This is a genomic window from Streptomyces sp. NRRL B-1347, assembly GCF_000720325.1.
In the GTDB taxonomy this organism is placed as follows: Bacteria; Actinomycetota; Actinomycetes; order Streptomycetales; family Streptomycetaceae; genus Streptomyces.
In genome coordinates, this window is sequence record NZ_JOJM01000004.1 from 93,192 (window position 1) to 115,649 (window position 22,458).

Genomic DNA, 22,458 nt, shown 5'->3' on the forward strand with positions numbered 1-22,458 from the left:
GCCGCCCCCTTGGAGCGAGCCCGCGGAAGAGCGGCACCGGGACGCCGATGCGGACTGACGCGCCTCGGGCCGAGCAGGAGGAGAGGGCCGGGTGCGCCGGTTTCGGGCGGCCGCCGTGCTGACCGTCGTGCTGGCCGCCGCGCTGCTCCCGCTCCTCGGGGCGGGCGGGGCACGGGCCGCGGCGCCGCGGCCCCGGCGCACGGTCGGGATCCTCGTCTCCAACCTGTACAACCTCAGCCCCGGCAACGAGTCCTTCTCCGCCAAGTTCGACCTGTGGACGACCTGCCGCGGCGAGCACGGGCTCGACCCGCTCACCTCCCTGGACTTCAGCGACACGGAGGAGGTGGCGGAGGAGGCCCTGGAGTCCCGGACGGTCGACGGGGAGCGCTGGACCATCCTCACCGCGACCGCCACCTTCCACCACGGCTGGGAGGTCGACGACTTCCCCTTCGACCGCCACCGGCTCGACATCCGCTTCCACCTGGTCCGCCCCGAGCGCGAGCAGGCCTTCACCGTGGACCGCGAGGGCTCGCTCGTCCTGCCCGACATCAACCTGGGTGACTACGCCATGACCGGGTTCGAGGTCGCTCCGGCCGCGGTGACCTACCCCACCGCCCTGGGCAACCCTGCCGACGACTCCGCGGCCGGTCGGCGCCACTCCGGTCTCCTCGCCTCCGTCCACCTCCGACGAGCCCACTACGCGGGGTTCCTCACGGCCATCTCGCCGCTCTACATCGCGGTGGCCTTCACCGCCATCACCTTCCTGACGACCTCGCGCGACAGCGATGTGATGCTTGCCCGCCTGGGGCTCGCGGGCTCGGGCCTGTTCGCCGTCGTCATCAACATGCAGGTGACCCACTCCCAGCTCGGCACGTCCGGCCTCGGCCTGTCCGACGTGCTGCACATCGCGGGCCTCGCCTTCGTCATCGTCGCGGTCGCCGCCACCGTCGCCTGCTGGCAGAAGGTCACGCGGATGGAACACGTACTGCGCCTGAAGCAGCTCAACCGAAAGCTCGGCCTCGCAGCCGTCGCCCTCTACGTGCTGTTCAACGCCGCGGTCTTCGTCTACGGGGGATGGTGGCTGTGAGGTTCCCCCGGCGGCAGGCCACCCGGATCGCCGTCGCGTTGGGAGTCCTGGTCCTGCTGCCCTTGGGCACGCTGTTCCTGTCGGCGCAACCGGCCGCCTCGGACCCGGGCCGTCAACGCTGCCGGTACGGCATCCACGTACGCGAGTTGAGGGACATCGACCTTTCGCGTGACAACTTCACGGCCACGTTCGTCCTGTGGTCGCTGTGCGACGAGAACCGCCGTGTCGGCCCCGCCGACTTCCTGTGGACCGTCAACGGCACCGAGCTGAAGAAGTCCCTGGTACGCAAGGAGACCACACCCGCCGGTCACTGGCGGGCGGTCAAGGTGACCGGCACCTTCAACAAGACCTGGTCGATGGCCCGGTACCCCTTCGACCACCAGACCCTGCAGCTGGTCATCGGTGCCGGGTACACCAGCCCCGACGACACCACGGCCACCGTGGACGCCGCGCACTCCGGCATCGTCCCGGACCTGGCCGCCGAGGGCCTGCACGTGCGCGGGTTCACCGTACGACCGGGCTATCTGTCCACGGACTTCGCCGAGGGCAACCCGGCCTACAAGCCCGGCACCGAAGTCCGCTGGAACATCATGACCGTCACCATCGACACCCTCCAGATCATCGGGCTCCTGTACGCCTGCGCGTCCGCCGGGGTCGCCGCCCTGACCTGGGTGCGGATCACCCAGGGCGCGACGGAGGGCTGGGTGCGGCGCTTCAACCGGTGGAGCCTGATCCTCACCACCGCCGCGTTCGTGGTCCTCAGCGCACTCACCGTCGTCCTCGCCATGCGGGACAGCGTCGACGAGAACGTCATGCGCATACCCGACTGCCCCGACCGCCCCGGCGCCTGCATCTTCTGGCGACAGCCGCACGACACCGGGTGAGCGAGGGGAGTCCCACCGGCCGGCGGGGCCCGCCCGCGTGTCGCACGCCGCTGCGGTCGGCCCCGCACCCGTCCGGAGGCAGTACGGGCTGACAAGGCGTACCCGTCCCGCGCGATCCGTGAACACCTGCGCAAGCACGGCTTCCGCGTGGTGATCCCCCTTGCGGCGGCTCAGCACAGACACCGGTTGCGTCGCGGCAGCCGAGGCGGCAGGCCACCTGCCCGGTTCACGCACCGGAGGCGCCGCGGGGTGCGCGGTGCCTCCGGCCCACGCGGTCGGGGTCGGTCAGACGCGCACCAGGTACCACGCGCCCTTGCCGTTGCAGAGGTCCCGGTTGTTGCTGGTGGTGGTGCGGTAGCCGGGCGGGATGGGTGAGCCCGTGCAGACCCATGCGCCGGAATAGGCCCGTGAGTGGTACCAGGCACTCTTGCCGTTGCAGAGGTCGTTGTTGTAGTTGGTGAGGACGTACCCGGGCGCGACGGGTGACCCGGAGCAGGCCCATACGCCGTCACTGGCCAGTTCGTGGTACCAGGCGCTCTTGCCGTTGCAGAGGTCCCTGTTGTAGTTGGTGAGGACGTACCCGGGCACGATGGGTGAGCCCGAGCAGGCCCATATGCCGTCACTGGCGGGCTGGTGGTACCACGCACCCCGGCCGTCGCAGAGGTCGCGGTTGAAGTCGGTGATGACGTACCCGGCCGGAACGGGCGTCCCGGAGCAGGCCCACACGGCTGCCGCGGCCTGCGGCCCCCGTTCCGTAGCGGCGGCCGTGCCCGCCGTACCGGCGAGCATCGCGGCGGCGATCAGCGCGATCGCTCCGATCACCGCCGCGATTCTGCTTCTGGCGACCGCCAGTCCGGTACGTCTTCTCCGCACCCCGCGGAAGGCGTCGGCCGGTTCACAGCTCTGCGCCCGCCCTGGCACACCACGCGGCCTCGACTGCCGTTCTCCGATGCTCATTGCATACCCTCCCTGCAAGGACGGCGGCTCATGCCGCTGTCACGACGGGCAGAACGTAGCAACGGAACTGCACGCATGACCGGCAGCGGCTGATTTACCAGGAACGAAGGCTCAAGATCACTTCTTGACAGTGGTGCCGCAGGCCGCTGCGCCCCCGCGGGTCTGGGGGAGGCTACTTCTCCCAGCCCACCGTCTCCGGCAGCGGGCTGTAGAACATGGTCGCGCCCACGTTCGCCAGGTCCTTCTTGACGCTGTACGTCGACGGGCCGCTGAACAGCGGGAGCAGGGCGTAGTTCCGGAGGGCCTTCTGCTCGACCTTGTTCGCTGCCGTCGCCTGCTCGTCCAGGCCGGGGATGTCGGCCGTCGCGCGGATCTCCTTGTCCAGGGCCGGGGACCCGGCTCCGGTGAGGTTGGACTCACGGTCCGAGCAGTAGATCTCGCACAGGGAACGGGCCCCGAAGGGGTCCATGGAGCGGTTGCCCGAGACGACGAGGTCGAACTTCCGCTCGTTGAGGATGCTGGAGAAGTCCGAGTCGGCGGCCTTCTTGATGACGAGACGCACACCGACCGGCTTCAGCATCGCGGCAAGGGCCCCGGCGGTGGCCTTGGCCAGCGGTTCGTCGCCCATCAGCGGGTAACCGACCTCGAGCCTCTTGCCGCCCTTCTCCCGGACCCCGTCGCTCCCGGGCTTCCAGCCCGCCGCGTCGAGCTCCTTCTTCGCCTGGTCGGGGCTGTACTTCAGGACGGCCGAGACGTTGTCCTCATAGCTCTTCTGGAAGCTGTAGAACAGGGCCGAGCCGGGCAGCGGTTCCTTGTGGTCCAGGCCCTGGAACTGGATCTTCGCGAGCTGGCTGCGGTCGATGCTCTCCTGGATCGCCTTGCGCACCGCCTTGTCGCCGAGGACCGACGACTTGGTGTTGAAACGGAGCGAGTACTCGAACGGGCTGCCGCCGCTGCGGATCTCCGTGCCCTTGAGCCCCTTGACCTGCTTCAGGCTCTCCGCGTCGACCGCGGAGACGTAGTCGAGCTGACCGTTCTTGAAGGCGTTGACCGCCGCCGTCGACTCCAGGTTCACGTAGACGCGCTTGTCGAGCTTGCCCTTCTTGCCCCACCACTTCGGGTTGCGGACGAAGGTGAGGTTGCCCGAGTGGGTGTCCCACTTGCCGACCGTGTACGGGCCCGCGCCCCACTCGGGGTGCGCCTTCTTCACGTAGCCCTTGTTGAAGACGTCGACCTTCGCGGCCTTGGGGTGCAGGAACGTGTAGAACAGGCTCGGCCAGGAGGCGTAGACGCCCTTGAAGGTGATGACGGCCTGCTTGTCGTCCTTGCCCCGTGCGACGTCGGTGATCTGGTCGTAGCCGGCCGTGGTGGTGGCCGCGTAGGCCTTGTCGGCACCGTTGTTGGCCTTCCATGTGGCCTGGATCGCGGTCCAGTCGATCGGCGTGCCGTCGTTGAAGGCGGCCTTCTTGTTGATCGTCAGGACGACCTTCTGGTTGCCGCCCTTGACGGACACCTTCACATCGCTGAAGTAGTCCGGGTTGTACTGCACCTCACCGGTCGGCGAGAACGTGATCGCGTTCGCGTTGTACCAGCTCCACACCCGGGTCGCCGTCAGCGTGGAGGTGACGTTGAACGGGTTGCCCTGGTCGTCAAAGGTCCCCGCCGTCGTGTAGGTTCCGCCGTCCTTGAGCTTGTCGTACGCCGTCGGGTTGTAGTCGGCGGCTCCCGAAGCGGAGGACGGCGTGTTCTTCGTGCCCGCGGCGCCGTCTCCGGACGAGGACTGGCACGCGGTGGCGGTGACGGAGATGGCGGTCACCAGAGCGGCGGACAGGGCGAGTTTGGCACGCATGTGCCGACGGCTTGCAGGGGTTCGGCGAGCAGCTGGTGGACGGGAAGCCGCGGGTCCAGGGCGCCCATGGGGTCCTGCATGACGATCTGTACGTCGTGCCGCAGGGTGCGTACGCGCCTGCGGGAGCCCGTGGCGGTGGTGTCGACCGAGGCGTTGGCATCCGTGCCCGTCGCCCCGATCTCCCTTCCCGCGATCTCGATGCGGCCGCCCTCCGGCCGTCGGAGCCGCAGGATCTCCATCAGCGTCGTCGTCTTGCCGCTGCCCGACTCGCCGACCAGGCCGAGGGTGTCTCCGGTACGCAGCTCGAAGCTGACCCGGTTGACCGCGTGCAGCGTGCCGACCCGGCGCTTGATGAACGCGCCCTTGGTGACGGGGAAGGTCTTGACGAGGTCCTCGACGCGCAGCACCACCTCGCCGCCCTCGGAGCGGCCCGTGTCCACCTGCCGGTCGACGGGCACGACGCCCGGGGTGGCGGGGTCGACGGGGGCGGCGATGGGGGCGACGGGCGCGGCGTCACCGGCGGGATCCAGCGTCCCCTCGGCCATCTCGGCCGCGCGCAGGCAGGCCACGTCTCCGTGCCCCGTGACATGGCGCAGCTCCGGCTCCTCGGAGCGGCACGCGTCGAGCGCGACGGCGCACCGGCTCGCGAAGGGGCAGCCGTCCGGCAGACCCGACAGGGCGGGCGGCTCGCCGCCGATGGGGACGAGGGGGCGGCGGACCCCGCCGTCCACGGTCGGCACCGCGGCCAGGAGCCGCGCGGTGTACGGCATCGTCGGCCGCCGGAACAGCGCGTGCACGTCCGTCTTCTCCACGAAGCGGCCCGCGTACATGACGGCGACGTCGTCCGCGTGGCCTGCCACGACGCCGAGGTCATGAGTGATGAGTACGAGCCCGGCGCCGGTCTCCCGCTGCGCGAGGCGCAGGACGTCGAGGATCTGCGCCTGCATGGTGACGTCGAGCGCGGTGGTGGGCTCGTCGGCGACGAGCACGCTCGGCCGGTTGGCGATCGCCAGGGCGATGACCACGCGCTGGCGCATGCCGCCGGAGAACTGGTGGGGGAAGGCCGAGGCCCGGCTGCGGGGCTCGGGGATGCCGACGAGGTCGAGCAGTTCGACGGCCTGCTCCCAGGCCGCCTTCTTGGACAGGTCCTGATGGACCCGCAGCGCGTCGGAGAGCAGCCTGCCCACGGAGAAGATGGGGGTGAGCGCGGACAGGGGGTCCTGGAAGACCATGCCGATGGAGTTGCCCCGTACGCGCGAGAGCGCCCGGTCGTCGAGGCCGGTCAGGTCCTGACCGCCGAGCAGGACCTGACCGCCGAGGTCGGCGGTGGGCGGCAGCAGGCCCATGACGCCCATCGCGGTGGCCGACTTGCCCGAGCCGGACTCGCCGACGATGCCGAGGGTCCGGCCCGGCAGCAGGTCGAAGCTGACGCCGCGCACCGCTTCGACGGGCCCGGCCTCCGAGGGGAAGGAGACCCGCAGGTCCCGTACGGAGAGCACGGGGGTGGCGCCGGTGGAGGAGACCCTGTCGCGCAGGGGAGTGGTGAGTGTCATCGTCGGCCTCCCGCCGCGCCGGTCACAGAGGTGGGGTCGAGGGCGTCGCGAAGGCCGTCGCCGATGAAGGTCATCGACACGGTGAGCAGGACGACGAGACCCGCGGGAAAGGCGAAGAGCCAGGGAGCGCTGGTGATGGTGGCCGCCCCGTCGGCGAGCATCGTGCCGAGGGAGACGTCCGGGGTCTGGACGCCGAAGCCGAGGAACGACAGCGTGGTCTCGCTGAGCACGGTCGCCACGACCCCGAGCGTCAGGTCGCTGCGCCAGTGCCGCAGCCGTACGTCGATGCGGCGGCGCGGCATCAGCGGGCTGATCCACATCAGGCCGGTGCGCCGGACGGTGCCCCGGTAGCGTCCGAACAGTGACAGGACCCAGGCGGAGCCGACCCGGCCCTGGGTGAGCCCGCCGAGAGCGAGCAGCGCGATGGCTCCGCAGCCGCCGACGGCGGCCCACTGCCAGTCGGCGAGCCCGTCCGCAGAGTGCTCGGGCAGCCGCAGCAACTCGGTAAGGCGTACCGGCAGGAGCCCGCCGGACCAGAGCAACACGCCTGCCCCGGCGACCGCGAGGAGCGCGACGAGCACTGCCCACCATCCGGAACAAGCGGACCCGCACCGCTCGAAGAGCTCCCTTTCGAGCCGAGGAGGAGGTACGAGTCGGCGCGTCTTGGTGGTGCCGACCGGAGGCGGGGCCGGAGTGGGCTTCTGTCGCGGGGGCTGTTTCGCCGGTTCGGCGTCCCGGAAGAGGAGGTCCATGGGGATCGAGTTGTGGTGCTTCCGCACGACGAGCGCGTCGATCTTTGCGGACCTGCCGCCCACACCGGCCGCTCTTCTGGCCTCCGCGGCCGTCCCGTCCGGACAGATCCCTGTCTCGGCCACGGGCTGCTTCTCGGTGGCTTTGGGTTCCGGTACAGGCACAGCAACCTCCCAGCGGCGCCCAAAGCGCTTTTCCCGAGAGCTCTTTGACGCCATGACAGTTGATCATCGATCAATCCGCTTCTTCCCGGGTCGGATTTGATCAACTGTCGCTGAAGGTCCCTTCTCTCGGGACCTTGGTCCCGAATCAGCACACATGGTGTGTGCCCACGGCCGAGGAGGTGTCCGTGCAGGGACTCTGAGGGCTTCGATGAGTCTCAGTGCAGTTGCTCGGCGAGTCCGACGACGATGCCCGCCGGGCCGCGGAGGTAGCAGAGCAGGTAGCTGTCCTCGAACCGGGCGATCTCGCCGACTAGTTCGGCACCGTGCGGGCGGAGGCGGGCCACGGTGTCCTCGATGTCGTCGACGGCGAACATGACGCGGTGCGTGCCCAGGACGTTGTGCGGCCGGTTGCGCGGCCCGGCGCTGATCGCCGCGGGGCTGTGGTATTTCGCCAGCTCGAGCCGGCTGTGCCCGTCCGGGGTCCGGAGCATCGCGATGTCACAGCGGACGCCGTCGAGTCCGGTGCACCGGTCGGCGAAGAGGCCCTCGACCTCCCCCCTGCCCTCCAGCTCCATGCCGAGTTCCACGAAGAACGCGATGGCGGCGTCCATGTCCTCGACGACGATGCCGACGTTGTCCATCCGCTGAATCGCCATGCTGATCTCTCCCTCTTCCTCGTGCGGTCGGTGGCGGCCGCTGTCCCTGGGACGGAGCCGGTGTCACCTTTTCGACATCCGCGGACAGCCGATCTCCGAAGAATCTAGATCGCGCTTCGGCGCGCCCACAGCAGACCCGCGGGCCAGGCGCCACCAAGGAGCCGGTCGCCTCCAGCCAGTGTGCTCACCGCCGGAGTAGGCGGACGCTCACAGGGGAGAGATCATCGCGCGCTCGGGGTGAACCCGGTCGCGCGGGCGGTACTCCTGGTGATCCTGCCCGCAGGTCTGCCGTCTCGGGGAGGATCCGATGTCCGTACACCGTCCGTCCGTCAGCTCTGTGTCGTGGAGAGCCGCGCTTTCCGCCACCGCCGCCCTGGCTGCCGCATGCGGCCTGGTCATTGCCTCACCCGGCCAGGCATCGGCCGCATCGATCAGCTGCATCGTCAACTCCGTCGAGGTGTCGGGGTCGACGATCAGCGGCACCAGCGGGGACGACACGATCCGCTGCTACGAAGGCGTCGCCCGCGGCACTGCCATCGAGACCGGGGCCGGGAACGACACCATCATCGTCCAGGGAGAGCCCGCGTCGGGCACCGTGGGTGGCAACGGCCAGATCGGCAACAACGGGACCATCGACGGCGGCCCCGGCGACGACAACATCTTCGTCAGAGGCGGCAGCGGTGACAGCGGAGCCGTGACCGACGACGGCGGCAACGGCGGGGACGGCAACAACCGGACCATCATCGGCGGAGGCGGCACCGACACCATCACCGTCATCGGCGGCAGCGGAGGCGAGGGAGGACTCCGCAGGGGAGACGGCGGCGCCGGCGGCATCGGCAACGACGGCACAATCACCGCCCAGGGCACCGTCACCGCCGGCGGCGGTCGCGGCGGCAATGGAATGTCGCCCGGCAACTGGGACGCCGACGGCGGAGCGGGTGGTGACGGGAACAACAGCGGCATCTACCTGCTCGGCAACCCGGACAACCGGGCAGTGATCACCGGCGGGTCGGGCGGGCACGCCAGCGCCTCCGGCGAAGGTGGTAACGGCGGCCACGGCATCGACGGAGGCACCGAGGTCACCGGGACCGTGGACATCCGCGGCGGCAACGGCGGCAGGGCCGGCCACCAGGGCTCGGAGGGCGGCGACGGAGGCCACGGCACCAACGATCAGCTCGTCGTCACCGGCCCCACCCTTGCCGCCGGTACCGTCCAGGGAGGCAACGGCGGCCCGGGACGCCCCGGCGGCGCCGCCGGCCTGGGCAACAACGGAACCATCACCGGCGACATCACCGCCCTCGACGGCACCACCGGCCCGACCGTCCCCTGACCCGGCCACGCACACCCCCGGTGGCGGCCGGACTCCGCGGACCCCGAACGGCCCGGCCGCCACCAGCGCCGCGCAGGCAGCCCGGTCCCGTCAGGCAGGGTGCCGCACCCGCTCGGCGATGCCCTTGGTCACCTTCAGCTGATCGTCCTGAAGATTCCACTTCCCCTGCCGGTAGGCGTGGTTGCTCACCCAGAACACCCAGGTCGCGTCGCGGCGGAACTCCGTGACCGTCGCCAGTGACCAGTCGTTGCCCCCGTCGTGCCAGGCGACCCGGCCGTCATCGGAGTCGATGATGACCCAGCCGTAGCCGTAGGCCCCGTCCAGCTCGGGCACTCGTACGTGTGGCGCGAACAGCTTCCGCTTCGCGGCGGCGGACAGGACGCTCTCACCGGTGAGGGCGCGGTGCCAGCGGAACATGTCCCGGGCGGTGGAGAGCATCCCGCCGTTGCCGCGCAGGTTCCAGTGCGGCCCGTCGGCCGCCCACGGGTGGTCGGTCGGCCGCCCCTGCGGGCGCCCGTGCCGGTCGTACTCGACGGCGACCTGCGCGCGCTCCCAGTCGGGCAGCACGTAGCCGGTGCGGGTCATCCCGGCAGGGCGGAACAAGCGCTCGGCCAGGAAGCGTTCGTAGCTCTGGCCGGAGACCTTCTCGATGATCGCGGCCAGCAGGCCGTAGCCGACGTTCGAGTAGCGGAACTCCTTGCCGGGAGCCGACCGCAGGCGGGCCTTCATCGCCCCGGTCAGCAACTCCGCGCGCGACAGCGGGTCGTAGTCGTCGCCGAGCGAATCGGGCAGGCCCGCCGTGTGCGTCAGGAGATGGTGCACGGTGATGGCCCTCTTGTCCTCGGGTATGCGCCCGAGATGCATGCCGATCGGGTCGCTCACCCGGAGCTTGCCGCTCATCTCCAGCTTCAGGATCGCGGCGGCGGTGAACTGCTTCGTGATCGACATGACGTCGTACACGGTGTCGCAGGCCGCAGGGGTCTTCTCCGCGCGGTCGGACAGTCCGCGCCCTGCACAGTGGGTTAGCTTGCCCCCACGGGCGGCGGCCATGGTGATGCCCGGCCCCTTGCCCGTCCCCTTGGGGAGCGCCCCGTCGAGGTAACGGTCGACGGCCGGGTCGATCGGCTCTCCCCGCGCCGACGCCTTTCCCGTCTTCCCGCCGCCGGTCCCTGTTCCGGCCACGGTGTGGACGTCCGAGCACCCGACGAGTGCGAGTACGAGCAACAGCACGAGGGAACCGAGGCGACCCACGCATGCCTCCAAGGCATCGACGACAGATGTGAGGCCGAGGCTGACCGCCGCTCCCGGGCTCATTCAACAGATGGGCTGTTCGAGCTTGTGCGAGTTGCTGTACGCGCAGGTCAGCGGCGCACACCAGAACCGGAGGGATACCCCCATGACGTCACCGCCCGTGCCGACCCACACCGCAGGAGAGGCCGCGTTCATGAGCGAGTTGCGACGCCTCAAGGCCTGGTCGGGCCTCAGCTACCGGGAGTTGGAGCGCGCGGCGGCCGCGGCGGGTGAAGTGCTGCCGTACTCAACGGCGGCGACCATGCTCCGCCGGGACCGCCTGCCCCGTGAAGCCGTTCTCGTCGCCTTCGTCGTCGCGTGCGGCCTCGACGCCGACGACACCCGGCGGTGGGTGACCGCCCGCCGGGAACTCGCGATGGGCGCACGGCCACCCGCCGCACCTGTCCCGGAGCGGCCCGTACGGCGACGCCGACCGCGCTTGCGGCTCGCGGCCGTCGGCGTGGTGACGGCTGCCCTGTGCATGGGCGGCGCGACGGCGATCGCCACGACGACCGTCCAGGAGGAGCAGACGGTGGAGGGAACCCCTTGAGAACGTACGTGGTGCGCGTACCCCCACCGTCTACGGGCGGCTTGAGGTGGTGGCGCGTTCGGCGCGACGGGCCACCGCGCGCAGTACCTCGATCCTGATGTACGCCGCCCCGCCCAGCTGGATGAGCAGCCAGTAGACCCGGAAGGCGCGTCGGGCACGGGCGTGGGTGGAGTGCACCCGGGTCTCGAACGACAGGAGGGAGCCCCCGGCGTCGGGGACGACGCGCAGGCTCAGCGCCGCTTTGGCCCAGCCAGGCTCGTCGAACGCGATGAAGGCCGCCGCGTCCCCCGGGGTGACCGGGGCGGGCTGGGGGCGGGCCTTCCAGAAGCGGGCGACCATGCCCTTGACCAGTTCCTCACCGTCCACCGTGACCAAGGTGGGCGTGGGGAAACTGTCGACGAACGGCCCCTCGACCCGGCCCCTGCCACCCAGGCGCAGCCGCATCAGCGTCCGGTACACAGGCAGTTCCCCGACGGTGACCTCGGTCAGTGCCCGCCACACGGTCGCCGGGTCCGCCGCGATCCGCCGGGCGAACCGGGAGCGAAGGTCGTAGGCGGGAAGCAGACGGTCGAGTTCCATCTCATCACTCCGGCAGAGTCCTTCGCGGACGGGCCGTCACGACACCCGCACGAACGCCGCCGCCACTCGAACGGGTTCAGCCGGGACGCAACCCAGCCGGGACGCAACCCGCCCCGGACCGCTCTCGCAGTGACCCACCCGCCGCCGGGCACTTCGGGGCCGCAAAGGCGGTGTGCTAAGATTATTTTCGTTCGCGTTTGACCCGGTTTGAGTGAGAGGGGGGTGAGGTTGATGACTGCGGTGAAGACCGCTGCCGTGCGCAGCGCCCGCCGGACCATCCTCACGTCCCGGGCCCCGGTCTGACCGTCGTATTCCTTCCATCCGTGCTGTGAGCGATCCCGCTCGCACGGTGGATGTTCCCGCGTTCTGATGGGGTCCCTTCTCGCAAGGGTTCCACGTGCATTCCCTGATTTCATCCTCTTTTCCGTCCCCGTCGTCGGCGCTGTCCGCGCTGGGCTGGGACGCCTCGTTCGACGCGCTGTTCACCGAGCACGCCGCGGCCGGTCTGGTCCCGGCCCGTGTGGTGCGCGTGGACCGCGGCCGCTGTGACGTCCTGACCGCCTCCGGTCCCGTACGGGCCGCGAGCCGCGGCCTGCCGCACAGCGATGCGGCGCACACCGTGTGCACCGGTGACTGGGCGGCCTTGCGTCCGGGCCCGGAGCCCGATCTGATCGCACTGCTGCCCCGGCGCGGCGCGATCACCCGGGCAGGCGCCGACCGCACCTCCCGCGGGCAGGTCCTCGCCGCGAACGTCGACACCGTCGTGGTCGCGGTCTCCCTGGCCGACGTCCTCAAGGCGGGCCGGATCGAGCGCCTGCTCGCCCTCGCCTGGGACAGCGGCGCGCGCCCCGTCGTCGCCCTCACCAAGCTGGACCTGGCCGACGACAGCGCCGCCGCCCATGCCGAGGTCACCGGCCTCGCGCCGGGCGTCGACATCGTCGCCACCAGTTCCGCGACGGGCGAGGGCCTGGACGTCCTGGCCGCCACCGTCACCGGTACGACGGTCCTGCTGGGCCCCTCCGGCGCGGGCAAGTCCACGCTGGCCAACGCCCTGTTGGGTCAGGACCGCATGGACACCGGCGCGGTGCGGGCGGCGGACGGCAAGGGGCGGCACACCACCGTCCACCGCGAGCTGCTGGTCCTGCCCGGCGGGGGCGTCCTGATCGACACCCCCGGTCTGCGCGGCATCGGCCTCCAGGGCGCCGCCGACGGCGTGGAGCAGGTGTTCGCCGAGATCCACGAGCTCGCGCAGGGCTGCGCCTTCCGCGACTGCACCCATGCCTCCGAGCCGGGGTGTGCCGTCCAAGACGCCATCGCCAGCGGACAGTTGAGTGAACGCCGCCTGGCGGGCTACCGCAAGCTGCAGCGCGAGAGCGCCTGGGCCGCCGCCCGTGAAACGGCGCGGCCCACCGGCAAACGATCGGAATTCCACAAGTCGATCACCCGTCATCAGCGGGCCACCCGGCGCTTCTTCGACCAGCAGCAGTAAACCGGTGCCACCGGCGCCCCGAGCCAGGGGACCGCCACCCCGGCTCCACCACTCGCACGCCGCTTCCCGTACGCATCGCCGTACGGGAAGCCCCTGATCAAAGACAACAACTCACCTGAAACGGAACGTGATCTCACCATGAGCATCCGTCGCCAGTGGCTCACCCGAGCCGAGACCAACGCCGACATCCCCACCATCCACGCCATCAACGCCGCAGCCTTCGACACCCCGATGGAGGCCGACCTCGTCGACGCCCTGCGCGCCGACTCCTCCTGGATCGAGGGCCTGTCCATCGTCGCCACCGACGAGGACGGCAAGCTCATCGGGTACGCGCTGCTGACCCGCTGCCACATCGGCGAGACCCCGGCCCTGTGCCTGGCCCCCGTCGCCGTGTGGCCCGAGTACCAGAACACCGGCGCGGGCTCCGCCGCCATCCGCGCCGCGCTCAAGGCCGCCGAGGACATGGGCGAGCACTTCGTCGTCGTCCTCGGACACCCGGCCTACTACCCGCGGTTCGGCTTCACCCGCGCCTCCACCCACGGCATCGGGCTGACCATCGACGTCCCGGACGAGGCCCTGATGGCCCTCACCCTCGACACCGACCACCCGCTGCCCAGCGGCACCGTCCGCTACGCCGCACCCTTCGGCATCTGACGGACACCGCTGACGGTCTGCCCGGGACCCACCCGGGCAGACCGCCCCAGGGTTGCGTACCTCGAACGGCGGGGCATGCGCGCTTGCACGGGCTGTGCCGCCAGTCAAGAGGTTCACCCGCCCTCGCCCTCACCGCCGCTGTCGGCCTCGGCGGCATCGCCCTGGCTCCCGGCGCGGGTGACGCCTGGGGCTGTCGTGGAACTGGACGCCCCGTGCCTCGTCCACCAGGCTCGTCCGTAGCGCATGGCCGCTGTCGGGCGAGCGAGGTGAGGGGTGAGGGTCCGTGGTGACGCGTCGTACGGTGATCAAGGCGGCGGGTGCGGGGACGCTGGCGAGCGGGCTGACCACGTCGGCCTGGGGTGCTTCCCGGGAGGCTGAGGGCGGCGACACGCTCGTGGTGGTGGAGAAGAGCAGCCACGCGGTCAGCTTCTACGACGTCGCGTCGGGGCGGCGCCTGGAGACGGTCCGACTGCCCGACTACCCGCACGAGATGGTCGTCGACTCGCGCAGACGGTTCGCGTACGTCGGGCACTACGGGGTCCGCATGTCCTCCAGCGTGGGCGAGGGCGGGGCCGCGGTCTTCGTCATCGACCTCGTCGCGCGGTCGCTGGCGCGGACCATCGACACGCGGCCGTTCCGCCGCATCCACGGCATGGGGATGGACCGGGACGGCCGGCTGTACGCGCTGAGTGAGGAGAAGGCAGTCCTGCTGGGTTTCGACGCGCCGGCCACCGACGAGGCGCCGTCCAGGGCGGTGCCCACGCACGGGGTGAAGACCCATTTGTTCACGCTCAGCCGCGATGGCGAACGCGCCTACGTGACCGGCCTGTTGTCGCACACGGTGAGCCTCGTGCGCCCCCACGACGCCGCCGTTCCGCCGCTCCTGGTGACCCCCGGCCAGCTGCCCGAGAGCAGTTGTCTGAGCCGGGACGAGAAGACGCTGTTCGTCGGGGCCCGCAAGAGCTCGGCGCTGGTCGCCGTCGACGCGCGGACCATGAAGGTGCGGGAGAGCAGGAAGACGGGCGGCGATCCGCTGCGGGTCTACCCCCTCGACGACGACCGGCTGTTGGTGACGGACATCGCGGCCGACACCCTCACCGTCTGGAGCACCGACCTGCGGCCGATCCGCTCCCTGCAGCTCGACGGAAAACCGGCCGCCGTGTCACTCCACCCCACCGAACCGCTGGCCTATGTGTCCCTGCTGGGCACCAACCGCGTCGCCGTCGTCGACCTGGAACGGCTCACCGTCGTCGGCGGCTTCGGCACCCAGCTGGAACCGGACTCCTCGGCACTGCTGCCCGCCGCCCCTTGAGACGGCTTGAGGCGGCGGGCGGCAGCGATGTCAGGCGCCGCTCTCGCGGAGCATGTCCTCGCGCTCGACGATCTTCACGCGCTCCCGGCCCTGCGGCTCGCCGAGCGCCTTCTCGGCGGCGTCGAGGCGGTACCAGCCCTCCCACGTCGTGAAGCGGATGTTCCGCTCGCTGAGGAAGGCATCCACGGCCTCCGGGGCGGGCGCGGAAGGCTCCGGCAGACGGCCGTTCGCGTGGTCGTCCAGGAGGTTGGCGACCGTCTCGTTGGCGTCGCCCTTGGTGTGGCCGATGAGGCCGACGGGGCCGCGCCGGATCCAGCCCGTGACGTACGTGGACGTCAGGTGCGCCCCGGACTCCTCGATCACACGGCCGCCGTCGTCCGGCACCGTGCCGGACTCGACGTCCCAGGGGAGCTTGGGCAGCGCGTCGGACAGGTAGCCCACGGCGCGGTAGACCGCGGTGACGTCCCAGTCCTTGAAGGCGCCGGTGCCCTTGACGTTGCCGGTGCCGTCGAGCTCGGTGCGCTCGGTGCGCAGGCCGACGACCTTGCCGTCCTCGCCCAGGATCTCGGCGGGCGACTCGAAGAAGTGCAGGAAGAGCTTGTGCGGGCGGTCGCCGACGTCGCGGATCGCCCAGTTCTCCAGGGTCTTGGCGACCATGTCGGCCTGCTTGTTGCCGCGGCGGGTCGCGATGGAGCCGTCGTCGTAGTCGATGTCCTCGGGGTCGACGATGACCTCGATGTTGGGGGAATGGTCCAGCTCCCGCAGCTCCATCGGGCTGAACTTGGCCTGCGCGGGGCCGCGGCGGCCGAAGACGTGGATCTCGCGCGCCTTGTTGGCCTTCAGGCCGTCGTGGACGTTCGCCGGGATCTCCGTCGGCAGCAGTTCCTCGGCGGTCTTGGCCAGGACGCGTGCCACGTCCAGGGCCACGTTGCCGACGCCGAGGACGGCGACCTTCTCCGCGTCCAGCGGCCAGGTCCGCGGGACGTCGGGGTGGCCGTCGTACCAGGAGACGAAGTCGGCCGCGCCGTAGGAGCCGTCGAGTTCGATGCCCGGGATGTCGAGAGTGCGGTCGGCCGTGGCGCCGGTGGAGAAGATCACCGCGTCGTAGAAGGCGCGGAGGTCGTCCAGGTTGATGTCGCGCGGGTAGTCGACGTTGCCGAAGAGGCGGATCTGCGGCTTGTCGAGCACCTGGTGCAGGGCCGTGATGATGCCCTTGATCCGCGGGTGGTCGGGGGCCACGCCGTAACGGATCAGGCCGAACGGGGCGGGCATCCGCTCGAAGAGGTCGATGGACACGCCGGGGTCGGCGGCCACGTCGGACTTCAGCAGCGCGTCGGCGGCGTAGATCCCAGCGGGTCCGGCTCCGACGATGGCTACCCGCAGGGGGCGGTGCATGCTCAGGTTCCCTTCGAGCGGTGACGACTGACTCGACGGCAACCGTAAACTAAGGTCACCCTAACCTAGCAGGCGGGGTGGGTTTTCGGCCGCACGGGACCGTGTGAATGTGCATATATGCACGCTGATGAGGCTATTGATCAGCCGCGCGGTCAGTGCTCAGTGCTCAGCGCTCAGCGCCCAGTGCTCAGCAGTGCCCGGTGCTCAGCAGCATCCGGTGCTCAGCGCTCACGGGAAGACGAGCGTCGTGTCCACCGGCATCACCAGGTGCCAGCGGACCGTCACGTCGTCGTACGGGCCGCAGGTCAGGATCCGTACGCCGACGGGGTCCGGGGCGACCAGGGGGAAGAACATCGGCCGGACGTCCTCGCCCGGAGGCGGCTCCGGGGCGGCGGGGGCGGGGGAGTCCCAGAGTGCCGCGACGCCCGGCTGCGCGCGCACCTCCCGGACGACCTCGTCGAGGCGCGCGTTCTCCGGCCAGCGCTGCCAGGCCAGGCGGAGCCGGGTGAGCAGGGGCACGGCCCAGCGGTCCTCCCAGTCGCGGAGCTGATAGCGGGCCTCGGGGGAGAACGCCCAGGTCATGACGTTGGCACCGGGGCGGACGAGCCACGGGCAGTGCCGGGCCGCGACCGTGTTGGCCTCGATCACGTCCCACGCCTGGTCGCAGAGGTAGCTGACGTATCGCTGCTGGCGCATGAGCTGGACGAGCGCCGGGTCGAGGCCGTCGCGCGCCTCCGGCTCCGGGGCCGGGGGCTCGTGTCCGGTGCTCCGGTGGAGGGCGGCGGCCTGCTGCGGGGAGAGGTCCAGGATCCGGCAGACCCCGGCGATCATCTCGCGGCTGTACCGGCGGTCCTCGCCCTTCTCCAGCGCCCGGTACCAGCGCTCGGAGACGCCGAGCTGCAGGGCCATGTCGAGCTGGGTGAGGTAGGTGCGGTGCCCGCGCGCGGGCAGGGAGCCGAGCGCCGGTGCGGGACCGCGCGCCCTGCGCCAGGTGCGGAGCATGCGGCCGAGGTCCTCGCGGCGGGCAGTCGTCCCGGTGGCGGTCCCAGTGGCGGCCCCGTCGGCGGTCCCGGCGGCGGTTCGGGTGTCGGTCCGGGCGTCGGTCATGGTAAAGATCTCGCAAAGAAGGTGGGGCTGATCAGGGGTTTTCCGGCGCAGCGGGTGCCGTGGAGCCCCTTCGGCGCTGGTGGCAGGATCGCATGGTGGAACGCGTACCGGAACTTTTGAGTTCCGGAACCTGGAAGTTCCGGCCTTGGACGTCGTCCGGCGTCCAGGGTGGGCGCACGTCCAGAGCGGGGCGTGGTCGAAGCGGTGGCCTGTGCGGCCGTCGCGCCGGCTTCGGTCGCCCTACGCGGACCCCGAGCCGAGCCGACCTACGGAGAACCGACCGATGAGCTACTTCCTGCCGGAATCCGCCCCCGTGCTGACCGCCGCGCGCGGTCTCGCCCTGGCCCACCCCGGCATCGTCGAGGTCAACGGCGCGCCGCTGTACCTGCGGGCCCGCGCCGCCGACCCCGGCCGTCGTGTCGCCCTGGTGTCCGGCGGCGGCTCCGGGCACGAGCCGCTGCACACCGGCCTTCTCGGGCGCGGCGGCCTGGACGCGGTCTGCCCCGGCGAGGTGTTCGCCTCCCCGCACAACCGGCAGATCTACGAGGCGGGCGCGGCCGTCGCCAAGAGCGCGGGCGTGCTGCTGATCGTCAAGAACTACACGGGCGACGTGATCAACTTCCAGATCGCGGCGGAGCGCCTGCGCCACGACGGCATCCCGGTCGCGACCGTGCTGGTCGATGACGACCTGGCCACCGACAGCGCCGACAGTGCCACGGGCCGCCGGGGGACGGCCGCCACGGTGGTCGTGGAGAAGCTCCTCGGCGCCGCCGCCGACCGGGGCGCCTCGCTCGAGGAGCTCCAGGAGCTGGGCACCCGCGTCGTGGCGCAGTCGCGCAGCGTCGCCGTCGCGGCCCGCGCCCAGACCTCGCCGACGACGACCGCTCCCGCCTTCACCCTGGAGCCCGGCGACCTCGACTACGGCGTCGGCATCCACGGCGAGCGCGGCATCCGCACCATCGCCCGGCCCTCCGTCGACGACCTGGTGCGGCGGATGACCGACGACCTGCTCGACTCGCTGCCCGAGGGCTCCGAGGACGTGCTCGCCCTCGTCAACGGCCTCGGCGCCACCACCGAGCTCGAACTGCACGCCATCAGCTCGCTGCTGCACGACCGGCTCGTCGAGCGCGGCCTGCGCCCGGCCGTGACCGTCGCCGGCACGTACACCGCCGCCCTGGACATGGCCGGGTTCTCGCTCACCCTCACCCGCCTCGACGAGGGCTGGGTCGACCTGTGGACGGCGCCGACCGAGACCCCGCTCACGCTGCCCCGGACCGTGCGCGCCAAGGGTGCCGAGGCCGCCCCGGCCGAGGACGCCACGGAGCAGCGGCCCGAGTCGACGACCGCTTCCGCCGGTACGCCGGGCAGCCGGATCGTGCTCGACCGGTACGCGGAGGTCGTGGGGCAGGTCCGGGACAATCTCACCAAGCTCGACCAGCTCGTCGGCGACGGCGACTTCGGCGACAACCTCACCGGCGGCGTACGGCGCGCGGTGCGCCTTGCCGACGAGACGGGCGTCGAGGGCACGGCCGCGCTCGCCGACGCGTTCCTCAACGACGTCGGCGGTACGAGCGGCCCGCTCTTCGGGCTGCTCTTCAAGGACCTGGCGGTCGCCGAGCCGGGCGACGGGCAGGCGCCCTCCGTCGCGGCCCTCGCGGAGGCCGCTGCGGCCGCGAGCGCGGCCATCAACCGCGTGGGCGGCGCGCGCGTCGGCGACTGCACGCTGGTCGACGCGCTGGTGCCCGCCGCCGAGTCCCTCGCCGTCGTGGCGGCAGGGGAGTCGACGGGCGAGCTCGCGGAGGCCCCGCTGACCACCGCGGCACAGGCCGCGATCCGCGGTGCCCTCTCGACGGCGTCGCTGCGCCCCCGGCGCGGTCGCGCGAGCTACGTCGGCGACCACGCCCTCGGCGTCCCGGACCCGGGCGCGCTCGCCGTCGCCCTGCTCTTCATGACCCTGGCCGAGGTGCACGAGCCGACGTGGGCCACGCGCCTCCCGGCCCCGGGTTACCTGACGACGATCTGACCCGGCCTGCCCTCAGCCGTGCACGTGAGCCCCTGCGGGAAGTGTCCCGCAGGGGCTCCGGCAGGGCGTGGATGCCGATGGTGTGGGTCAGCGAAGTGCGTTCGGTGCTGCCGGTGTTGAGGTGCGGGTTGGAGGAGACGACCAGGGCACACGGGCCATACCGCACCTCAGATGAGCGCGGCGACGAATCCCGGGGTCCGAGGGCGGGTGGCGGGGTGGCACACCGACACGGGACGCCAGGGGTGGGACCGCGAGCGAGGCGGGACCGCGGCCGGGATCGGGCGGCCCGGCACGGGTTCAGGACCTGTCCACGCGGCCCTGAACCCGCACCGGGCCCGGGTGCCCCGGCGTCAGAGCTTGGTGGCGAAGTTCTGCACCCACCAGGGGCCGTTGGCCTTCAGGCTGACACCGGCGCCGAAGTCCTTGTACGCGCAGTTGAGGATGTTGGCGCGGTGCCCGGAGCTGCGCATCCAGTCACGCATGGCGGTCTTGGGGCCCTTGGGACCCTTGTGTATGTTCTCGCCCCACGCTCCGGCCCGGTAGCCAGCCTTCCGCATGCGGTCGCCCGCGCTCTTGCCCTCGGGGCTGGTGTGGTCGTAGTAGTTGCGCGCCGCCATGTCCTTGGCGTGGGCCTGCGCGGCGGCCTGGACCCGGCGGTCCAGGCGCAGCGGCCTGCAACCCGCCTTCGCCCGCTCGGCGTTGACGAGGACCAGGAGCTGCTTCTGGTACCGCGCGGTCTTGCTCAGCGCCGGGCGCTTCGACGGCTTCTCGGCCTGCGGGGCGGCGCCCGGCTCGTCGCCGCCGGAGGTGTCCGCCAGCGCGAACGTACCCACCGACGCGAGGGCGGCGGCCGCCACGGCCCCGCCCGCCAGGACGCGGACCTTCAGCCCGCGACGGCTCCGTCCGTGCCCGCCGCGCCCCTCGTCGGCACTGTCGTTGCCCAGCCGCGTGTCCTTGCCCAGGTGCATGTCCGCTCCACTCTGTGGTGATCGTCGGTCGGTCCGACGTAAGGGAGACCGGGCGGAAGGACTGGGAACAACACTTTTTCGCGAACGTTCTCCGGACGGCTGCGGCTGCGGCTGCGGCTGCGGCTGCGGCCGAGACCACGGCTGCCGCCGCGCCCCTGAGCCGCCGAGCTCACGGCGCCGCGAGGCGCGGCCCCTTGACCGGCGCGAACTCGCGAGCCCCATGTGGCCGGTGAGGAAACCCGGTGCCCGCTTCCACCGTCCTCCCTGCCGAGAGCCATCGAGTTGACGGGAAGACAGCACATGAGACCGAAGCGCATCGTCGGCGGCACCGCCGCCGTCGCCGGGGCCCTGAGCCTGCTCGCCGTGGGGATGCCCGCGACGGCGCACGCCGCGGCCCCGGCGGCCGGACCGCGCTGGGGCACCTGCCCCGCCGGGACCGACGCGCCGCGCGGCACCTACTGCTCCACGCTCAAGGTGCCGCTGGACTACAAGAAGCCGGACGGCCGCCAGATCAAGCTGACGCTGTCCGTCGCGGGCATGGGCGACGCCCCGCGCACCCTCGTGGTCAATCCGGGAGGCCCCGGCGAGTCCGGCATCGGCGTCGCCAAGATGGTGTGGAGCGCGCTGCCCCAGAAGGTCTCGGAGAAGTACAACGTCGTCAGCTTCGACCCGCGCGGCGTCGGCGCCAGCACCCCGGTCTCCTGCGGCGACACCAGCAAGCTCACCAAGCACCCCGCCCTCCCGTACACGCCCCGCAACGCGGGCGAGGAGAAGAAGCGGCTCACCGTCGCCCGCAAGGTCGCCGAGCAGTGCCAGAAGCACTCCCGCGACCTGCTGCCGCACATGACCACCGAGAACGCCGCCCGGGACATGGACCGCATCCGGGCCGCGCTCGGCAAGCCGAAGCTCGACTACCTCGGGTACTCGTACGGCACCCGCCTCGGTGCCACCTACGCGACGCTCTTCCCGAAGCGCACCGGCCGGATGGTCCTGGACAGCGTGATGGACCCCACGGCGAGCTCCTACACCTCCCAGTTCCAGCAGAACACCGCGCTGCAGCACCGGGCCGAGCAGTTCTTCGCCTGGACCGCCAAGCACGACCGCACCTACCACCTGGGGACCAGCCGCGCGAAGGTGGCCGCCGCCTGGGAGGCCACCCGCAAGAAGCTGACCGCGCGCCCGGCCGGCGGCCGGGCCGGGAGCGCCGAGCTCGACGACCTGCTGGCCTCCGCCATGTACACCGACCTGAGCTGGAGCGAACTGGCGCGGTCCGTGTCCGACTACCGGCGCGGCGACTCGGGCGCGCTGCTCTCGGCCACCGACCAGCTCGCCGAAGGCGGCGTCAACCCGGCCATGCTCGCCTACTCGTGCGTGGACGACCCCTGGCCCCGGGACTGGAAGACCTGGCGCGCCGACACGCGCGCCTCGGCCCGCAAGGCGCCGCTGTTCGGCTGGCTGAACAGCTGGTACAGCGCCCCGTGCGCGTTCTGGAAGGCCAAGCCCACCACCCCGGTGAAGATCGGTTCGGTGCGGGTGCCGCCGCCGCTGCTGCTCCAGGCCAAGGACGACGCGGCGACGCCGCTGGCAGGGGCACGCCGGATGCACGCGACCCTGAAGGGTTCGCGCCTGGTCGTCGCGGGCGGCGGCAACCACGGCCAGTTCCTGTTCGACGCCAACTCCTGCGTCGACAAGCACGGCAGCCGCTATCTGCTCACCGGCAAGCTGCCGACGCGCGACACCACCTGCCCGGCGACACCCGCCCCGACACCCTGACGGCACTCGCCCCGACACCCTGACCCCGCGGTCCACGCGACCACGCCCGGAGGCGGCCCACCGGGGCCGCCTCCGGGCCGTCGTATCC

Annotated in this window: 18 protein-coding genes and 2 pseudogenes; 10 read left to right on the plus strand and 10 right to left on the minus strand. The window is 71.4% G+C overall.

Annotated elements, in window-relative coordinates:
* The first annotated feature begins 91 nt into the window (after positions 1 to 91).
* The 3 genes and pseudogenes from IG74_RS0105810 to IG74_RS53240 all read left to right on the plus strand — a co-directional run.
* Positions 92 to 1,087, plus strand: coding sequence for a hypothetical protein (locus tag IG74_RS0105810; protein ID WP_158857471.1), 996 nt, complete (start codon positions 92 to 94; stop codon positions 1,085 to 1,087).
* Positions 1,075 to 1,971 carry a hypothetical protein gene (locus IG74_RS0105815; RefSeq protein ID WP_158857473.1) on the plus strand — a complete coding sequence of 299 codons (897 nt, stop codon included), beginning with the start codon at positions 1,075 to 1,077 and terminating at the stop codon, positions 1,969 to 1,971. The genes IG74_RS0105810 and IG74_RS0105815 overlap by 13 nt, the downstream gene beginning before the upstream one ends.
* A gap of 15 nt (positions 1,972 to 1,986) precedes the next feature.
* Positions 1,987 to 2,193 (plus strand): annotated as a pseudogene (locus IG74_RS53240) (IS5/IS1182 family transposase); the annotation flags it as partial.
* A gap of 63 nt (positions 2,194 to 2,256) precedes the next feature.
* Here the strand turns inward: IG74_RS53240 and IG74_RS0105820 are convergent.
* The 5 genes and pseudogenes from IG74_RS0105820 to IG74_RS0105840 form a co-directional block, all read right to left on the minus strand.
* Entirely contained in the window at positions 2,257 to 2,793 is a 537-nt protein-coding gene (locus IG74_RS0105820; protein WP_234334233.1) for a hypothetical protein, read from the minus strand.
* A gap of 307 nt (positions 2,794 to 3,100) precedes the next feature.
* Positions 3,101 to 4,777 (minus strand): ABC transporter family substrate-binding protein, encoded by a 1,677-nt coding sequence (locus tag IG74_RS0105825; RefSeq protein ID WP_030670673.1) that lies wholly within the window; start codon positions 4,775 to 4,777, stop codon positions 3,101 to 3,103.
* Between the two features lie 2 nt (positions 4,778 to 4,779).
* Positions 4,780 to 6,330, minus strand: a pseudogene (locus IG74_RS0105830) (oligopeptide/dipeptide ABC transporter ATP-binding protein); the annotation flags it as partial.
* Positions 6,327 to 6,911 (minus strand): hypothetical protein, encoded by a 585-nt coding sequence (locus IG74_RS54650; protein WP_420709859.1) that lies wholly within the window; start codon positions 6,909 to 6,911, stop codon positions 6,327 to 6,329. The pseudogene IG74_RS0105830 and the gene IG74_RS54650, both read right to left, overlap by 4 nt.
* A gap of 548 nt (positions 6,912 to 7,459) precedes the next feature.
* Positions 7,460 to 7,900 (minus strand): VOC family protein, encoded by a 441-nt coding sequence (locus tag IG74_RS0105840; protein ID WP_030670681.1) that lies wholly within the window; start codon positions 7,898 to 7,900, stop codon positions 7,460 to 7,462.
* A 307-nt stretch (positions 7,901 to 8,207) separates the two neighbouring features.
* Between IG74_RS0105840 and IG74_RS50855 the strand changes: the two genes are divergently transcribed.
* Positions 8,208 to 9,230 carry a hypothetical protein gene (locus tag IG74_RS50855; protein ID WP_158857475.1) on the plus strand — a complete coding sequence of 341 codons (1,023 nt, stop codon included), beginning with the start codon at positions 8,208 to 8,210 and terminating at the stop codon, positions 9,228 to 9,230.
* 90 nt (positions 9,231 to 9,320) lie between these two features.
* Here the strand turns inward: IG74_RS50855 and IG74_RS0105855 are convergent, their stop codons facing one another.
* Entirely contained in the window at positions 9,321 to 10,481 is a 1,161-nt protein-coding gene (locus tag IG74_RS0105855) for a serine hydrolase domain-containing protein (RefSeq protein ID WP_234334234.1), read from the minus strand.
* 145 nt (positions 10,482 to 10,626) lie between these two features.
* Here IG74_RS0105855 and IG74_RS0105860 point away from each other — a divergent pair, with 145 nt between their 5' ends.
* Complete coding sequence (locus IG74_RS0105860; RefSeq protein WP_030670692.1) at positions 10,627 to 11,070, plus strand: hypothetical protein; 444 nt, start codon at positions 10,627 to 10,629, stop codon at positions 11,068 to 11,070.
* A 30-nt stretch (positions 11,071 to 11,100) separates the two neighbouring features.
* Here IG74_RS0105860 and IG74_RS45615 read toward each other — a convergent pair whose 3' ends face one another.
* On the minus strand, positions 11,101 to 11,649 hold the full coding sequence (locus tag IG74_RS45615) for a hypothetical protein (RefSeq protein WP_051854600.1): 549 nt from the start codon (positions 11,647 to 11,649) through the stop codon (positions 11,101 to 11,103).
* 406 nt (positions 11,650 to 12,055) lie between these two features.
* Between IG74_RS45615 and rsgA the strand changes: the two genes are divergently transcribed.
* The 3 genes from rsgA (at position 12,056) to IG74_RS0105880 (ending at position 15,104) form a co-directional block, all read left to right on the plus strand.
* Positions 12,056 to 13,138: a ribosome small subunit-dependent GTPase A gene (gene rsgA, locus IG74_RS0105870; protein WP_199818791.1), complete on the plus strand. Its 1,083-nt coding sequence runs from the start codon at positions 12,056 to 12,058 to the stop codon at positions 13,136 to 13,138.
* Positions 13,139 to 13,276: 138 nt separating this feature from the next.
* Entirely contained in the window at positions 13,277 to 13,792 is a 516-nt protein-coding gene (locus IG74_RS0105875; RefSeq protein WP_030670703.1) for a GNAT family N-acetyltransferase, read from the plus strand.
* A 286-nt stretch (positions 13,793 to 14,078) separates the two neighbouring features.
* The gene (locus IG74_RS0105880; RefSeq protein ID WP_234334235.1) at positions 14,079 to 15,104 is read left to right on the plus strand and encodes a YncE family protein; all 1,026 of its coding nucleotides are present in this window, start codon (positions 14,079 to 14,081) and stop codon (positions 15,102 to 15,104) included.
* Positions 15,105 to 15,134: 30 nt separating this feature from the next.
* Here the strand turns inward: IG74_RS0105880 and IG74_RS0105885 are convergent, their stop codons facing one another.
* Entirely contained in the window at positions 15,135 to 16,499 is a 1,365-nt protein-coding gene (locus IG74_RS0105885; protein ID WP_030670707.1) for an FAD-dependent oxidoreductase, read from the minus strand.
* A 228-nt stretch (positions 16,500 to 16,727) separates the two neighbouring features.
* Complete coding sequence (locus IG74_RS0105890; RefSeq protein WP_051854602.1) at positions 16,728 to 17,606, minus strand: helix-turn-helix domain-containing protein; 879 nt, start codon at positions 17,604 to 17,606, stop codon at positions 16,728 to 16,730.
* Between the two features lie 283 nt (positions 17,607 to 17,889).
* Between IG74_RS0105890 and IG74_RS0105895 the strand changes: the two genes are divergently transcribed.
* Positions 17,890 to 19,629: a dihydroxyacetone kinase family protein gene (locus tag IG74_RS0105895; RefSeq protein ID WP_030670713.1), complete on the plus strand. Its 1,740-nt coding sequence runs from the start codon at positions 17,890 to 17,892 to the stop codon at positions 19,627 to 19,629.
* Between the two features lie 350 nt (positions 19,630 to 19,979).
* Here IG74_RS0105895 and IG74_RS0105900 read toward each other — a convergent pair whose 3' ends face one another.
* Positions 19,980 to 20,597, minus strand: coding sequence for a CAP domain-containing protein (locus IG74_RS0105900; RefSeq protein ID WP_078868612.1), 618 nt, complete (start codon positions 20,595 to 20,597; stop codon positions 19,980 to 19,982).
* 300 nt (positions 20,598 to 20,897) lie between these two features.
* On the opposite strand from IG74_RS0105900, the gene IG74_RS0105905 reads away from it, so the two are divergent.
* Positions 20,898 to 22,370: an alpha/beta hydrolase gene (locus tag IG74_RS0105905; protein ID WP_051854603.1), complete on the plus strand. Its 1,473-nt coding sequence runs from the start codon at positions 20,898 to 20,900 to the stop codon at positions 22,368 to 22,370.
* Positions 22,371 to 22,458 lie beyond the last annotated feature (88 nt).

What these genes read in the sequence shown, in the direction of transcription:
- IG74_RS0105815 (WP_158857473.1), top strand. Translation starts at nt 1,075, where the DNA reads ATGGTGGCTGTGAGGTTCCCCCGGCGGCAGGCCACCCGGATCGCCGTC.
- IG74_RS0105825 (WP_030670673.1), bottom strand. Translation starts at nt 4,777, where the DNA reads ATGCGTGCCAAACTCGCCCTGTCCGCCGCTCTGGTGACCGCCATCTCC.
- IG74_RS0105840 (WP_030670681.1), bottom strand. Translation starts at nt 7,900, where the DNA reads ATGGCGATTCAGCGGATGGACAACGTCGGCATCGTCGTCGAGGACATG.
- IG74_RS50855 (WP_158857475.1), top strand. Translation starts at nt 8,208, where the DNA reads ATGTCCGTACACCGTCCGTCCGTCAGCTCTGTGTCGTGGAGAGCCGCG.
- IG74_RS0105860 (WP_030670692.1), top strand. Translation starts at nt 10,627, where the DNA reads ATGACGTCACCGCCCGTGCCGACCCACACCGCAGGAGAGGCCGCGTTC.
- IG74_RS45615 (WP_051854600.1), bottom strand. Translation starts at nt 11,649, where the DNA reads ATGGAACTCGACCGTCTGCTTCCCGCCTACGACCTTCGCTCCCGGTTC.
- IG74_RS0105875 (WP_030670703.1), top strand. Translation starts at nt 13,277, where the DNA reads ATGAGCATCCGTCGCCAGTGGCTCACCCGAGCCGAGACCAACGCCGAC.
- IG74_RS0105885 (WP_030670707.1), bottom strand. Translation starts at nt 16,499, where the DNA reads ATGCACCGCCCCCTGCGGGTAGCCATCGTCGGAGCCGGACCCGCTGGG.
- IG74_RS0105890 (WP_051854602.1), bottom strand. Translation starts at nt 17,606, where the DNA reads ATGACCGACGCCCGGACCGACACCCGAACCGCCGCCGGGACCGCCGAC.
- IG74_RS0105895 (WP_030670713.1), top strand. Translation starts at nt 17,890, where the DNA reads ATGAGCTACTTCCTGCCGGAATCCGCCCCCGTGCTGACCGCCGCGCGC.
- IG74_RS0105900 (WP_078868612.1), bottom strand. Translation starts at nt 20,597, where the DNA reads ATGCACCTGGGCAAGGACACGCGGCTGGGCAACGACAGTGCCGACGAG.
- IG74_RS0105905 (WP_051854603.1), top strand. Translation starts at nt 20,898, where the DNA reads ATGAGACCGAAGCGCATCGTCGGCGGCACCGCCGCCGTCGCCGGGGCC.